We start from the raw sequence: 14450 nt of genomic DNA on the forward strand, positions 1-14450 counted from the left end.
GTGTCCCTTTTAGTAGTGGAAATTTCGGATGGTGCGGAAGGCTGTGCGCAGCGCGGCCGCGTCCTTGCGGCCCTTCTGGCCGGGGTACTCCACGCCGGAGTTTAGGTCGACGCCCGCGCAGCCGACGCGCAGCGCGTCCTCGAGGTTGGCGGGCCCGATGCCGCCCGCGAGCAGCGACATCGCCTTGACCTCCTCGGGCACGCTCGCCCAGTCGAAGGCTTCGCCGGAGCCGCCGTCGTGTGCGTCGAGAACGAGCTTGTCGACGTCCCCCATCAGCGCCGTCGCCAGCTGCGCGCCCTCCGGGCGCGTCATGTCCACCGCGCGCCACACCTCAACGCCCTCTCCCACGTCCCCGCGGGCCCGGCGGACAAGCTCGACCTCCGCCTCGATGGACCCCTGGTAGGGCGCGTGGACCTGCACGGCGGCGATCCCGTCCTGGAGTAGCTCCGCCCACCCCGACGTGCGGCGCGAGACGGCGACGTAGCGCAGGTGGGGCTCGAGGGCGATGATGTCGGCCGATGTTTCACGTGAAACATTGCGCGACGAGGCCTCCTCGAAGATGAGGCCGCCGTAGACCGCGCCGGCCGCCCGCGCCGCCTGCGCCGCCCCCCAGGATGTCAGCCCGCACACCTTGTTCGGCCCGTAGACGAGGTCGCGGGCGGCGAGGTCGATGTCGCGCTGCCCGGTGAGCTGGGAGCCGACGAGGTAGCCGTCCGAGTGCGACCCGAGGCGGCGCACCGTCTCAGCGTCGCGGATGCCCGACTCCGAGACGACCAGCGCGCCCGCGGGGGCGAGCGGGGCGAGACGCGCGGACCGTCCGAGGTCGATGGACAGGTCGTGCAGGTTGCGGTGGTTGACGCCGAAGATCCGCGCCCCCAGGCGGCAGGCGCGCTCGGCCTCCTCCTCGTCGATGACCTCGGTGAGCACGTCCATGCCCAGCCGCGCGGCCTCGTCGGCCAGGGCGGTGTAGGTGGCGTCGTCAAGCACGCTCAGCATGAGCAGGATCGCGTCCGCGCCGAAGTAGCGCGCGGCGTGGACCTGAACCTCGTCGACGATGAAATCCTTGCACAGCACCGGGAGGTGGGTCGTCGCGGCGACGGTGGCGAGGTGGTCGTAGTCCCCGCCGAAGCGGTCCGGCTCGCAGAGCACCGAGATGCCCGCGGCGTAGCGCGAGTAGGTCGCGGCGATCTCCCCCGGTTCGTAGTGGGCGCGGATCACGCCGAGCGAGGGCGAGGAGGACTTGCACTCCATGATGTACTGCGCGCCGGGGCGGGCGAGGTTGCCGTAGAGGGAGCGCTCGGAGCGCGGCAGGGCCGCTGGGTCGACGTGGGCTATACGACGCCTAATTTCGTCAAGGTGACTAAAACGTCCCTGGACAATACCCTCTAGGACGGTGGGCAGTTTAGGCACTGTAATCGGTCTCCTCGTGTGTCGCGAGCCACGTTTGCACCGTTCCGTCGGCGATCAGCCCGAGCGCGTGCTCGACCCCGCCGCGCAGGGTGTCGGCGGTGCTGTAGAGGTAGAACATCGCGCCGGCCGCCGCAGCGACGGCGTCGCGGTGCGCGGCCGGCCCCTCCCCCGCGAACGTGGCGCGCATCGCGGCCGCATTCTCCACGCCGTCGCCGCCGCGGAGGTCGTCCAGGGAGTAGCGGGCGAGGCCGAGGTCCTCCGGGGTGATGGTGTAGTGCTCGATGGAGCCTTCGCGGCCGAGCTCCCACACGAGGGTCTCGCCGTGCAGCGCGACCTCGTCGGTCCCCGCCCCGTGGACGACGAGCGCGCGACCCCGACCGAGCTCCTTCATCGTCTCCGCGATTAGTTGACCCTGTTTAGGGTTGGCTATCCCCATTATTTGGAATTCCGGACGTCCCGGAGAAAGCAGAGGTCCGAGGGTGTTGAACACGGTGGGCACGCCGAGGGACTTGCGCACCGGCTGCACGTGGGCGATCGCCGGGTTGTACGCCGGGGCGAAGAGGAAGGTGAAGTTGGAGGACTCGAACTGGCGCACCGCGCGCTCCGGGTCGAGGTCCAGCGGGATGCTGAGGGCCTCGAGCACGTCCGCCGAGCCCGACTTGGAGGACACGGAGCGGTTCCCGCACTTGATCATCTTCACCCCGCCGGCGGCCGCGACGAGCGAGGCGGCGGTGGTGATGTTGATGGTGTTCGCCCCATCGCCTCCGGTGCCGGCTGTGTCCATGATCCCCTCCCCCGTCACGGGGAAGGGCCGGCCGGCCTTGAGGAAGGCGCGGGCCGCGCCGGCAATGTCGGCGAAGGTCTCGCCGCGTGTGCGCACGGTGGCCAGCAGCGCGGCGATGTGCACGTCGTCGTAGTCGCCGACGGTCAGCGGGGTGAAGGCTTCAACCGCCTCCTCGAGGGTCGGTTCCTTGTTGTCCAGGAAGCGCCGCAGGATTTCCAGCGCCTTGTCGCTCGCCATTACTTCGCGCCTTTCTTCATGAGTTCGTTCACGCAGCGTTCCAGGATCACTGGCCCGCCCGGGGTGAGGATGGATTCGGGGTGGAACTGCAGCCCGATGGACATGCCGTCGTCGGAGGCCGCGGCCATGATGACGTCGCCAAGCTGCGTGCTCGTCCGCGCGAGCGCGTGCATGCCCTCGGGCGCGTCGACCGTGCCGAGCGAGTGGTAGCGCGCGACCGGCACGGTGCGGCCGGGGCGGCCGGGGACGTCGTCGGTGGTCAGGCCCCCGAACAGCGGGGAGGCCAGGCCGGCGTCGGTGAGCTGCATGCCTATCGACGCCCCATGGACCGGCCCGCACGGCCGCACCCGACCCCCGAAGTGCTCGATGAGCGCCTGGTAGCCGAGGCAGATGCCGAGGATGGGCACGCGGCCCTGGGCGCGGGCGACCAGTTCCATCATGCTGCCCGCCTCGACGGGGTAGCCGGGGCCGGGAGAGAGCACGATGAGCGCGGGGTTGGCGCGCAGGACGTCGGCGGCGGGCACCGTGTTGCGGTAGACGGTGGTCTCGGCGGTCTTGTGGGCGCTGAGAGCGTCGACGAGGTTGTAGACGAAGGAGTCCTGGTTGTCCAGCAGGACGATCCGCTGTGTCATTTGATGACCTCCAGTTCGGCGTTGGCCGCCGCCGCGATGGCCCCGAGCACGGCGTAGGCCTTGTGCAGGGTTTCGTCGGCCTCGGCCTGGGGGTTCGAGTCGCGCACCACGCCGGCTCCGGCCTGCACCGCGGCTACGCCGTCGACGACGTAGGCGGAGCGGATGACGATGCAGTTGTCCATGTCTCCGTCGCCGGTGAGGTAGCCCACCGCCCCGCCGTAGGACCCCCGGCGGGCGCCCTCGAGCTCCCGGATGAGCTCGGTGGCGCGCAGCTTCGGCGCGCCGGTCAGGGTGCCCATGTTCATGCACGCCCGGTAGGCGTCGAGGGCGTCGAGGTCCTCGGCGAGGGTCGCGGTGACGCGGGAGACGAGGTGCATGACGCGCGAGTAGCGGTCCACCTGCAAAAGCTCCGCCACCCGGCGGGTGCCCGGGACGGCGACGCGGGCCATGTCGTTGCGGGCGAGGTCGACGAGCATGGTGTGCTCGGCGACCTCCTTGGCGTCGGTGCGCAGCTGCAGCTCCATGCGGGTGTCCAGCTCGTGGTTGACGCTGCCGTCGGGGTTGAGCCCGCGGGGGCGGGTACCCGCGATCGGGTAGAGCTGCACCTCGCGCGTCGCGGCGTTGAACTTGAGGTTCGATTCCGGCGAGGCGCCGAAGAGCTCGTAGCTGGTGCCGTTCCGGTCGATCCCGCGCACGTAGAACATGTACGGCGAGGGGTTGGTCTCGCGCAGCCGCTGGTAGGCGGCGAAGGCGTCGGGGCACTCGGCGGTGAAGGTGCGCGCGGGCACGACCTGGTAGATGTCGCCGTTGTAGATGTCGCCTTTGAGCTTCTCGACGTCCCCGCGGAAGCGTTCGTCGGTGATGTCCGCCGTCACGGTGAGGGTGCCGCCGTGGCGGGGCGCCGCCTGCGGCTCGGGCTGCGCCTCGTCGATGCGCCGTGCGAGCTCGCCCAGGTCGGGGGTCGTGCCGTCGAAGGCGATGGCGGCCAGATGCGCGGTGCGCTCGCGGTGGTCGACCCGCAGCAGGGTTTCGGCGAGGACGAACTGGTAGTCGGGGTAGGTGTTGGCGGACTCGCCAACCTCGGGGAGGGTCTCGAAGGTGGCCAGGTAGTCGAAGGCCATGCCCCCCGCGAGGAAGGGGAAGTCGCCCTCCCGGTAGCCGGCGCGGGTGGTCAGCGCGCGCAACACCTCCACGCTCGAGGTGGCGGTGAGGCGCTCGCGTTCGTCGGCGGCGGTGGAGGCGGGGAAGGCGTAGCTGTTCTCCCCCACCCGGTGCTCGGCGAGCTGCTCGGCCAGCCGCGCGGCGAGAACCTCGCCGGAGGGGGTGAGCGGCTCGACGGCCACGCGCTCGCCGTTGCAGGTCACGCGCAGGGAGGCGGAGAGCACCGCCACGGACTGCAGCCCAGACTTCGTGGTGATGTCGGCGGACTCCAGCAGCACCGCGTCGGGGGCCGTGGTGCCGCCGAGGTGGGCGAAGAGGCTCGAGGCGTCGGCGTGATAGCGCACGTCGGCCCGCGCTGTGGCGGGTGTGAGGTTCCTCATGAGTACGTCCTTGTGTCGTGTGGTCTACACCGAGGGTACGGGGAACAAAAAGACCCGCGGTGCTTGGTTTGTCCAAGCCGGCGGGCCGAGAAAATTGTGACTAGCTGGGTGGCACGCCGCTTACGCGCGCCACCACCACTGCCCGGGGGCAGCGGCTGCGGAAAAGTTAACGGAAGTCACGAGGGATAGGTTATCGGGCGTAGGGGGTGCCCGCAAGCGGTTTCGCGATGTTTCACGTGAAACATCGGGGCCGGGCGCGCCTCCCTAGCGGGATTCGTCCGCGCGCCCCGCGGCCTCGCGCAGGGCGTCGAGGTTCACCCGCGGCGCCGGGGCGGGGTCGTTGGCGGGCTGGTTCTCCTGGTCGGCACGGGCGGCGTCGACAAGCGCTGCGGCGCGCGCCCCGAAGTTGCCCGCCACGGAGAAGCCCACGACCGCCGCGACGAAGAAGAGGACGGGGACGAGCCACATCCAGCCGGAGGCCATGAAGGCGAAGGCCGCGGCGAAGGCGAGGGCGACGCCGGAGAAGATCCACAGCGGCCCCGCCACCTTGTGCGCCTGGTCCCACGTGGCCTTGTCCTTGCGCACCTCCGGCACGCGGAGGCCGAAGAAGGAGTTGCCGGGCAGCTTGCCGGCGGTCGCCATCCCGCCCGGGATGACAAGCGCGAGGGCGAGGACGAGGAGGAGGACGCCGACAACGAGGTTTGCTGCACTCATGCCCCTCAGCATAACCCCGCCCCCGCGGCCGCCCGAAAGTGAACGGGAGGTTATCGGCCCAGAGTGCGGGCCTACCGTATAGGTTAAGGATTGTCCATAGACAACTGTCCCACCTATGTAACCCGCCGAGCGGGTCGAGCGAAAAGGCGCGCACATGAAATCCAAAGTCTTGAACTCGCTGCTGTTCTGGATCGTCGTGGCGATCCTCCTCGGAATCGTCTGCAGCCTGTTCTTCCCCGTCTGGTTGGCCCGGGTCTTCGTGACCTTCAACGGCCTGTTCTCCAACTTCCTCGGCTTCTTCGTCCCCGTCCTCATCTTCTCGCTGATCACCCCGGCCATCGCGGGACTCGGCCGCGGCGCGGGCAAGTGGCTGGGCATCACCGCGGGCATCGCCTACGGCTCCACGGTGCTCTCCGGGCTGATCGCCTGGGCCCTGTCCTCCGCCCTCTACCCCACCCTGCTCGCGGGGCACACCCTCGCCACGGACGTTGACGACCCAGAAGCAGGCGGCCTGAGCGCCTTCTTCACCGTCGAGATGCCCGCCCCCTTCGAGGTCATGGCGGGTCTCCTCCTCGCCTTCGTGGTCGGCCTGGGCATGACGGCCGTGAAGTCCAACACGATGTACAGCTTCTTCAGCGAGCTCGAGTCGGTGGTGATGAAGGTGGTCACCGTCTTCGTCATCCCGCTGCTGCCGATCTTCATCTTCGGCACCTTCCTCAACCTGGGCATGAACGACAACCTGGGCTCCACCATGTCCGCCTTCGGCATCGTGCTCGTCCTGGCGGTTGTGATGACCGTGGTCATTGTCCTCCTGCAGTACCTCGTCGCGGGCGCCATCGCGGGCCGCAACCCGTTCGTCGCGCTGAAGAACATGCTCCCGGCCTACTTCACGGCGCTGGGCACCTCGTCGTCCGCGGCCACCATCCCGGTCACCTACGCCTCCACCCTGAAGAACAAGGTGGACGAGAACGTCGCCGGCTTCGTCGTGCCGCTCTGCGCGACGATCCACCTGTCCGGCTCGATGATGAAGATCACCCTTTACGCCCTCGCCATCGTCTACATGGGTTCGCTGCCGATCGGCGCCGGCCAGATCGCGGGCTTCCTCCTCCTGCTAGGCATCATGATGGTCGCCGCCCCCGGCGTGCCGGGCGGCGCCATCATGGCGGCCGTCGGACTGCTGCAGGCCAACCTGGGCTTCGACGAGTCGATGGTCTCGCTCATGATCGCCGCCTACATCGTCATCGACTCCTTCGGCACCGCCGCCAACGTCACCGGCGACGGCGCCATCGCGATGATCGTCAACCGCTTCGCCGCTGGGTCCATCGAGGGCCACGAGCTCAAGAACAAGCAGCTTGACGACGCCCCCGCCAGCGCCACCGAAGGCTCCACCGCCGTGTAGCTGTTTAGATCTTCCGATCGCGCGCGAACGCCCCGCCTCCCCTGACGTGAAGGGGAGGCGGGGCGTTTTCCGTTGCGGGGACAGGTCAGCGCGCCCTACAGCCGCTCCCCCGTCTCCACGTCGAAGGCGTGCAGCCCGTCCTGGGCAACCTCGGCGTGGAGCACATCGCCTGCCTGCACACCGGAGCGCGGCCCGGTGCGCACGACGATGTGCCCGGTGGAACCTTCGGCGCTGCCCTCGGAGATCCAGCCGCCGCCGACGAGGTTGCAGTAGAGGTAGGAGTCGGAGCCGAGTTCCTCGACGAACTCCACCTCGAGCGGCAGGCCCGCAGAGGACGCCGGGGCTATGCGCAGCGCTTCGGGGCGGAAGCCGAGGATGACGCCGCCGTCGGGAAGCGAGACGGGCAGCGCGGCCTGGCCGAGGCGCGCGATGCCGCCGCTGACCTCGAAGCGGGCGAGGTTCATCGCGGGCGAGCCGATGAAGCCGGCGACGAAGACGTTGTCGGGGTGCTCGTAGAGCTCGTGGGGCGTTCCCACCTGCTGCAGCACGCCGAAGTTGAGCACCGCGATGCGGTCGCCCATGGTCAGGGCCTCGGTCTGGTCGTGAGTGACGTAGAGCGTGGTCACGCCCATGCGGCGCTGCAGGCCGGCGATCTGCGTGCGGGTCTGCACGCGCAGCTTGGCGTCGAGGTTGCTCAACGGCTCGTCCATGAGGAAGACCTGCGGTTCGCGGACGATGGCGCGGCCCATGGCCACGCGCTGGCGCTGCCCGCCGGAGAGGGCCTTCGGCTTGCGGTCGAGGTATTCGGTGAGGTCGAGCGTGCGCGCGGCCTCACCGACGCGTTTGTTGATCTCCGCCTTGTCCATCCCGGCGAGCTTGAGCGCGAAGCCCATGTTCTCGCGCACGGACATGTGGGGGTAGAGCGCGTAGTTCTGGAACACCATGGCGATGTCGCGCTCCTTCGGCTCCAGGGTGGTCACGTCGCGCTCCCCGATGAGAATGCGTCCCTCGTTGGTCTCCTCCAGCCCGGCGAGCATGCGCAGCGCGGTCGACTTTCCGGAGCCCGAGGGTCCGACGAGGACGAGAAACTCGCCGTCGGCAACCTCGAGCGATAGCTTGTCGACGCTCGGCTCGCTCGCCCCGGGGTACACGCGGGTGGCCTGGTCAAAGGTTACTGTTGCCATGATTTCCTCCATCGGCAGGAACGTGCCGAACGATCCGTAGTGGGGTGAACTGGGTTCAGTATAGGGCGCGGCGTCTTCCGCATGTTTCACGTGAAACATCCGTTTTTCCGCCCCCGTATCCTGGGTAGCCATGAGCGCCGAGATCGTCACCACCCTCTACCTGGCCCACCCCGATGACGCGCGGGAGGCCTACGAGATCTACGCGCGCCGCGTCCACGACTCCCCCGCGACGATCCACGCCCTCTCCCCCGGCCCGCACCCGATCGACGAGCCCTACTCCCTGTGGGACCTGCGCACCGAGGCGGCCTACGGCAACCTCGCCGCGCCCGAGGAGATGCAGCTCTACGAGGCCAACGCGCTCGTCGACTTCGCCGGCACGGACCGCGACGAGATCATCGACCACTTCTTCCTCGACGACCCCTTCGCCGCCTCCCGCTTCCCCTCCCAGATCGGGGGCCTGAGGGGCATCGTCGCGCGCGACCCGGTCGAACCCGGCCGGGACCTGCGCCTGATCACCGTTGTCTACCTGTGCGCGGAGGGCATGGAGGAGCGCGCGCAGGCGCTGTTCACCCAGCTCATCGAGCGCTGCACCGCGGTTGCCTACGAGGAGGAGCTCGCGCTTGTCGACGCCCTGGATACCCCCGACCTCGTCGGCCCCCTCTGGACCCGCGACGCCACCCTGAACATCATCGGCCGGGGCGACGGCGTTTTCTCCCCCGCCAAGGACGCCTGGTCCGGCTGGCTGCTCACCACGGACACGCTTGAGCAGGTGGAGGACCGCCTGACCGAGCGGTTCGGCCCGGAGGCCACCATCATCGCCCGCGCCGTCGCGGAACCCTTCTAGACGCTCTAGAATCCGACCCATGGCAACCTCGAAGCAGATCGGCACTGTCCTCGCGATCGCCGCCGCCGCGGCTGTGGGGGTGGGCGGCCTCGCCTCCACGGCCGTCGACGTCCCCACCAGCGACGAGGTCGCCGTCGCCACCGCCGGCGCGCCGCGCGTGCTCATCGACGACCCGCAGGACCTCCTCACCCCCGAGGACGAGGCCCGGATGCAGCGCGACGCCGAGCGCCTCGACGTCCCGGACACCGTGACCTCCCTGCGCTACCTGGTTCTCGGCCAGACCCGGGAGAACGTCAACGACTCCGTCGAGGAGTACCTGCGCGACAACCACCCGGAGGATATCGGCAACGACAAGTTTGCCGACGGCGTACTCATCCTCGGCGCGGGCACCGACCAGCGCAAGGTGTTCGCCTTCGCGGGCGAGGAAGTGGCCGACCAGCTCTACCTGCGCGAGGGTCAGCGCCTTGAGCCGGTCAACGAGGCGATGAAGCCCGGCATGCGCGACAACAACATCCCCGCCGCGCTGTTCGCCGGGGCAAGCAAGGCGACGGATGCCGAGGACATCGCCACCTACCGGGTCGAGGAAGCGAAGTCCGAGAAGGGCTCTGCCACCATCGGAGGCGGCATCGGTGCGGGCGGTGTCGCCGGTGCGGCGGGCGCTGTTGTGGTGGGGGTGCGCAATAGGCGTCGTAAAGCAATTGCCCAGGGCCGCGAGGACTACGAGCTGGTCACCCGCGAGTACGCGCAGCTCGGGCAGCGCCTCGATGCGGTGGACATCCGTGCCAACTCGCTGACTTCGGAGTTCGCCAACGCCGAGCTGCGCCGCGATTGGGCGCAGGTGCGCGACCGCTTCCTCGGCATGCACGAGACGGTCTCGGGCGCGGGCGGCATCGGGTCGATCGACATGAACGACGACAAGCAGGTGTGGGCCAACCGCGCGAAGCTCGCCGACGCCGCCGAGTCTGTCCGGCACACCACCACCGCGGAGACGAACATCAACAGGCTTTTCGACGTCGAACGCGGCGACCCGGCCGCCCGCCGCGCCGACCTCACCTCACTGCGCGAGGACGTCATGCGCGCCTCCGTCGAGGTGAACGACCCCGATGTGAAGAGCCGCCTGCGCGACCTCGAGGGGCGCATCAACTGGCTGGACCAGAACACCGAAGCACCCACCTATATGGACGAGTTCGTCCGCGTGCTCGGCGACTACCAGGTCATCCTCGACCTCGTGCGCACCCGCGAGTTCAGCGACGTGAAGGACCGCCACAAGCTGCAGCAACCCCGCCTCTACGAGCCCGGCTACCACTACCCCGGCATCGTGCCCTACGTGGCGCTGTCGAGCTGGCACGACAACAACGTGCAGGCCGCGGAGCAGGCGTCCTCCTCGGCCACGAACACCTCGTTCAGCTCCGGGTTCTCCGGGGCCGGTGGGTCGAGCAGTTACTAGAGAGGCCGGGCATCGTCGTGGCTGTCCGCAGCAGGTCGTGGCTGCTCGGCGTGGTCTCGGTGCTGACGTTATTCGCCTGGCCGATCGTCCTGGCGGTGGCCCTCGCGGCGGGCGGCATCGCCTAAGGGACCTAAGGTAGGCGCATGCCCCTTATCGACCGCCTGCGCTACCTCTGCATCATGGTCGGCGGCTTCCTCGGCCCGTTCGCGGCGCAGTCGCTCGCCGTGGTGTTGCCGGAGTTCGCCTCGGACTTCGGCATTTCGCTGAGCTTGGCCTCGCTCACCATGACGGCCTACACCCTGCCGTTTGCCACGATGATGCTGTTCTCCACGTACCTGGTGCGCCACCTCTCCCCCACGCGCGTGGTGCGCCTCGCCTACACGGTGATCGCGTTGGCGTCGGTGGTGCTGGTCGCAGCGCCCGCGTGGTGGATGTTCCTTCTCGCGTTCGTGGTGGCGGGGGTGTCGAACGCGTTCACGGCACCGCTGCTGCAGCTCATCCTGCGTCACATCACGCCGCGGGAGCGGCTGGGTCGTGCGCTGGGTACGTACGCGGCGATGCAGTCCTTCGGCATCTTCTCGGCCCCGCTCGTCGCAGGGCTCATGGTCACGGTGGGTTCGTGGCGGTGGATGTACGTCCTCCTCGGCGTGTTTGCGCTGCTCATCGTGGCCCTCGGCCTGCCCTTCGTGCCCGCCCAGGGCTCGGTTTCGGGCCACCGCGTCCTCGGCTGGCCGGTCGTGCGCGCGTGCCTCACGCTGCTCGCTATCGGCGCGGGCGTGATTGGCATGGGCTTCCTCATCGCCATCCACGTGGGCTCGCTTTTCGACGCCCCACCTCTCACCCGGGGCCTCATCGTGATGGCCGGAGGCCTGACCGCCTTCGTCTTCTCCCGCCGCATCGGCGCGCTCGCCGACACGCGCGGCCCCCGCCCCCTGGTGGTCGTCTCCCTGGTGGTGGCCGCCGTCGCGATGCTGGGCGTGGCCCTCGCGCCGTGGATGCTCGGCGTCGCGGTGTTCTGGGGCGTGGCGGTGCTCGCCGCCCAGGGCGTGCAGGTGGGCGTGAACATGCTGGTCCTTCGCTCGCCCGCCGGTGGGCAGATCCTCTCGACGGTCCAGGCGTTCCGCTTCTTCGGCAACGCCCTGACCCCGCTGGCGGTGCTGCCCGTCTACTCCGCCGCTCCCCTGGCCGGTTTTGGCCTGTCGGCGGCGATGCTTCTGGTGGCCGCGGGGCTGAACGCGCGCGCCGGGCTGCGCTGACCCCCGAAAAACCCCAGATGCAGACATTCAGAAGCAGATACTCCAACGACTCGGGGTGGGTCGCCGGGGCCCGATGGCGAACTATCCGCTTCTGAATGGCTGTTTTTGCCGGTTAAACGTCCAGCCGGTTACATCCCCAGCAGCGCGCGCACGCGGGCGTCGATGTCGTCGCGCACCAGGCGCATCCGCTCCATCCCCTCGATCCCGCGCAGGGAGGGCTCGTCGGTGACCCAGCGCTCGATGGTCCCGCGCGCGTCGGCGGGCATCTCCACCTGCGCGTCCTCGCCGAGCACCACCACCCGGTCCACCGTGGCAAGGAGTTCCGGGTCGATGGGTTTCGGCTTGCCCTGCGACATGTCGGCTCCGACCTCGGCGATCGCCGCCACGGATTCCTGGTTCAGCGAGGTCCCGGGCTTGGTCCCGGCCGAATGCACCTCCACCGAGTCGCCGGCGTAGTGGGTGGCCAGGGCGGCGGCCATCTGGGACTTGCCGCCGTTGCCAACGCAGATGAACAGGACGGAGGGGGTCATGGCTTCTCCTTGAGGGTAAGAACGGAAGGGCAAGAATGCGCTGTCCGGGCGGTTGAGGCTGGATTTTTGTCCTCTAGTTTTTGCCCTGAAGCACCGGAGCGCCAGCAGAACCAGCGCCCCACCGCGGCCGCAGCCACAGCATGACGTACACGAGCCCGACCAGCACGGGGATCTCGATCATCGGGCCGATGGTGCCGGCGAGCGCCTCACCGGAGGTGGCGCCGAAGGTGCCGATGGACACCGCGATGGCGAGCTCGAAGTTGTTGCCGGCGGCGGTGAACGCGACCGCCGCCGCCTGCTCGTAGCCCATGCCGGCCAGCCGCGTCACAACCAGCGAAAAGGCGAACATGCCGATGAAGTAGCACAGCAGCGGCAGCGCCATCCGCGCCACTGTCCATGGCTGGGAGGTGATCTGCTCGCCCTGCAGGGCGAAGAGCAGCACCACGGTGTAGAGCAGCCCGATCAAGGCGAGCGGGGAGATACACGGCAGGAACCGCTCCTCGTACCAGGCGCGCCCGCGCACGCGCTCCCCCACGACGCGCGAGAGCGCACCGAGCAGCAGGGGGATGCCCAGGAACACCAGGACTGAGGTGACGATGGCGGTGAAGGAGAAGGTCGCGGAGGTCGTCGGTAAGCCGAGCCATGCGGGGAGGATCTGCAGGTAGAACCACCCGAGCACGCCGAACATGAGCACCTGGAACAGGGAGTTCAGCGCGACGAGCACGGCCGTGGCCTCGCGGTCGGCGCAGGACATGTCGGTCCAGACGAGCACCATGGCGATGCAGCGGGCGAGGCCGACGATGATCAGCCCGGTGCGCAGCTCGGGCTGGTCGGGAAGGAAAGCCCAGGCCAGGGTGAACATGAAGGCAGGGCCGACGACCCAGTTGAGCACGAGGGAGACGCCCATGAGGCGTTTGTCGGTGGCGACGTTGCGGGTTTGGTCGTAGCGGACTTTGGCCAGTGGCGGATACATCATCACGAGCAGGCCAAGCGCGATGGGCAATGAGACCGAGCCGATTTTCATCGAGTCGAGGAAGGGCGCGAGCCCGGGGACGAGGCGGCCGAGCGCGAGGCCCGCGCCCATGGCGAGGAGAATCCAGAGGGGGATGAAGCGGTCGAGGAGCGACATGCCCACAAATATAGACCAACATCGATATAATGTGGCAATGCTTGTCGACGCCCCACCCTGCTGCCCCCTCACCACCGCGCCCCTGACCCCCGACGAGGCTGAGGCCCACGCGGCGCTGTTCCGGGTGCTGGCCGACCCGGCCCGGTTGCGGATCATCTCGCTGATCGCGGCGGAGGACTGCGCCCCCGCGACGGTCGGCGACCTGACGGAGAAACTGGGTCTGAGCCAGCCGACGGTGTCGCACCACCTGAAGAAGCTCGCGGAGGCCGGCTTCCTCACCCGCCACAGGGAGGGGCGCACCGTGGTGCACGCGGTGGAGCCAGGCACCTTTGCCGCGTTGAGGACGGTGCTCTCCATTGGCTGAGCGGGGTGAGTACCACCAGGCGATCATCGTCGGAGGCGGGCAGGCCGGCCTCGCTACGGGCTACTACCTGCGCAAACGCGGGGTCGACTTCCTCATCTTGGACGACCAGCCCGCACCGGGTGGGGCGTGGCGCCACGTGTGGCCGTCGATGACCTTGTTTTCCGCCAGCGAGTTTTCCAACCTGCCCGGCTGGCCGATGCCCTATTACGACGGTTTTCCGCCCGCCGAGCACGTCGTGCGCTACCTGACGGAGTACGAGCGACGCTACGCCCTGCCGGTGGAGCGCCCGGTGCGCGTGGAGAAGGTCACCCACGACGGCGAGGCGTTCCGCCTCGACACCTCCGCGGGCGCGTTCACGGCCGACAACGTCATCGCGGCCACCGGCACGTGGTCGGCGCCCTTCGTGCCGAGCTACCCGGGCACCTTCTCCGGCAGGCAGTGGCACTCGGCGAACTACCCGGGTGTGGAGCCCTTCCGTGGCGCGCGGGTCGCGGTGGTGGGAGCGGCGAACTCGGGCGCCCAGATCGCGGCGGAGCTCACGGACGTCGCGGAGGTGACGTGGTACACCCGCCACGAGCCGCGCTGGATGCCGGATGACGTCGACGGCCGTGTCCTGTTCCGCCGCGCCAGCCAGCGCGCAGCGGCGATCCGGCGCGGCGAGCCCGACCCCGGCCCGGACAACGCGCTGGGCGACATCGTGGTCCTGCCGCGGGTGCGCGCCGCGCGCGACTCGGGCCGGCTCACCGCGACGCCGATGTTCGGCTCGCTCGACGAGGTCGACGCCGACCACCTCATCTGGTGCACCGGCTTCCGCCCCGCCATCACTCCCCTGCGCTCGCTTTTCGACGCCACCCCGCCCGGCCTCTTCTTCGTCGGCTATGGCGACTGGACCGGGCCGGGCAGCGCCACGCTGACGGGGGTGGGCCAGTACGCGCGGGAGGTGGCGGAGCGGGTGGCGGGGCGTCGAGAGGCGAAATAA

The 14450-nt window shown here is 69.2% G+C and carries 14 protein-coding genes; 6 read left to right on the forward strand and 8 right to left on the reverse strand.

Translation table 11 applies throughout. The features are described from left to right. Positions 1–9: 9 nt before the first annotated feature. From trpCF to DYZ02_RS06965, 5 genes are all read right to left on the reverse strand, one after another. Positions 10–1416 carry a bifunctional indole-3-glycerol-phosphate synthase TrpC/phosphoribosylanthranilate isomerase TrpF gene (trpCF, locus tag DYZ02_RS06945; protein WP_115685590.1) on the reverse strand — a complete coding sequence of 469 codons (1407 nt, stop codon included), beginning with the start codon at positions 1414–1416 and terminating at the stop codon, positions 10–12. Next, positions 1403–2431 (reverse strand): anthranilate phosphoribosyltransferase, encoded by a 1029-nt coding sequence (gene trpD, locus DYZ02_RS06950; protein WP_115685591.1) that lies wholly within the window; start codon positions 2429–2431, stop codon positions 1403–1405. Before trpD ends, trpCF begins: the two co-directional genes overlap by 14 nt. After that, on the reverse strand, positions 2431–3063 hold the full coding sequence (locus tag DYZ02_RS06955; protein WP_115685592.1) for a glutamine amidotransferase-related protein: 633 nt from the start codon (positions 3061–3063) through the stop codon (positions 2431–2433). The genes trpD and DYZ02_RS06955 overlap by 1 nt, the downstream gene beginning before the upstream one ends. Then, a complete protein-coding gene (locus tag DYZ02_RS06960) occupies positions 3060–4604 on the reverse strand; it encodes an anthranilate synthase component 1 (RefSeq protein ID WP_115685593.1) in 1545 nt (514 codons plus the stop codon). The genes DYZ02_RS06955 and DYZ02_RS06960 overlap by 4 nt, the downstream gene beginning before the upstream one ends. A gap of 264 nt (positions 4605–4868) precedes the next feature. Beyond that, complete coding sequence (locus DYZ02_RS06965; protein WP_115685594.1) at positions 4869–5318, reverse strand: SdpI family protein; 450 nt, start codon at positions 5316–5318, stop codon at positions 4869–4871. Positions 5319–5472: 154 nt separating this feature from the next. Here DYZ02_RS06965 and DYZ02_RS06970 point away from each other — a divergent pair, with 154 nt between their 5' ends. Beyond that, positions 5473–6717, forward strand: a complete 1245-nt coding sequence (locus DYZ02_RS06970) for a dicarboxylate/amino acid:cation symporter (RefSeq protein WP_115685595.1) — start codon at positions 5473–5475, stop codon at positions 6715–6717. A 95-nt stretch (positions 6718–6812) separates the two neighbouring features. Here DYZ02_RS06970 and DYZ02_RS06975 read toward each other — a convergent pair whose 3' ends face one another. Continuing rightward, positions 6813–7901 (reverse strand): ABC transporter ATP-binding protein, encoded by a 1089-nt coding sequence (locus tag DYZ02_RS06975; protein ID WP_115686410.1) that lies wholly within the window; start codon positions 7899–7901, stop codon positions 6813–6815. A gap of 130 nt (positions 7902–8031) precedes the next feature. On the opposite strand from DYZ02_RS06975, the gene DYZ02_RS06980 reads away from it, so the two are divergent. From DYZ02_RS06980 to DYZ02_RS06990, 3 genes are all read left to right on the forward strand, one after another. Then, positions 8032–8745, forward strand: coding sequence for a hypothetical protein (locus DYZ02_RS06980; RefSeq protein ID WP_115685596.1), 714 nt, complete (start codon positions 8032–8034; stop codon positions 8743–8745). 19 nt (positions 8746–8764) lie between these two features. Beyond that, positions 8765–10192: a DUF5129 domain-containing protein gene (locus DYZ02_RS06985; RefSeq protein ID WP_115685597.1), complete on the forward strand. Its 1428-nt coding sequence runs from the start codon at positions 8765–8767 to the stop codon at positions 10190–10192. A gap of 143 nt (positions 10193–10335) precedes the next feature. Beyond that, the gene (locus DYZ02_RS06990; protein WP_115685598.1) at positions 10336–11448 is read left to right on the forward strand and encodes an MFS transporter; all 1113 of its coding nucleotides are present in this window, start codon (positions 10336–10338) and stop codon (positions 11446–11448) included. A 128-nt stretch (positions 11449–11576) separates the two neighbouring features. Here DYZ02_RS06990 and DYZ02_RS06995 read toward each other — a convergent pair whose 3' ends face one another. Together DYZ02_RS06995 and arsB are read right to left on the reverse strand one after the other, a co-directional pair. Then, positions 11577–11978, reverse strand: a complete 402-nt coding sequence (locus DYZ02_RS06995) for an arsenate-mycothiol transferase ArsC (RefSeq protein WP_115685599.1) — start codon at positions 11976–11978, stop codon at positions 11577–11579. A gap of 73 nt (positions 11979–12051) precedes the next feature. Beyond that, positions 12052–13107, reverse strand: a complete 1056-nt coding sequence (gene arsB / locus DYZ02_RS07000) for an ACR3 family arsenite efflux transporter (RefSeq protein ID WP_115686411.1) — start codon at positions 13105–13107, stop codon at positions 12052–12054. A gap of 37 nt (positions 13108–13144) precedes the next feature. Here arsB and DYZ02_RS07005 point away from each other — a divergent pair, with 37 nt between their 5' ends. Beyond that, a complete protein-coding gene (locus DYZ02_RS07005) occupies positions 13145–13471 on the forward strand; it encodes an ArsR/SmtB family transcription factor (protein WP_115685600.1) in 327 nt (108 codons plus the stop codon). After that, positions 13464–14450 carry an ArsO family NAD(P)H-dependent flavin-containing monooxygenase gene (locus DYZ02_RS07010; RefSeq protein WP_245945697.1) on the forward strand — a complete coding sequence of 329 codons (987 nt, stop codon included), beginning with the start codon at positions 13464–13466 and terminating at the stop codon, positions 14448–14450. Before DYZ02_RS07005 ends, DYZ02_RS07010 begins: the two co-directional genes overlap by 8 nt.

This window comes from Corynebacterium senegalense (assembly GCF_900411315.1).
Taxonomy (GTDB): Bacteria; Actinomycetota; Actinomycetes; order Mycobacteriales; family Mycobacteriaceae; genus Corynebacterium; species Corynebacterium senegalense.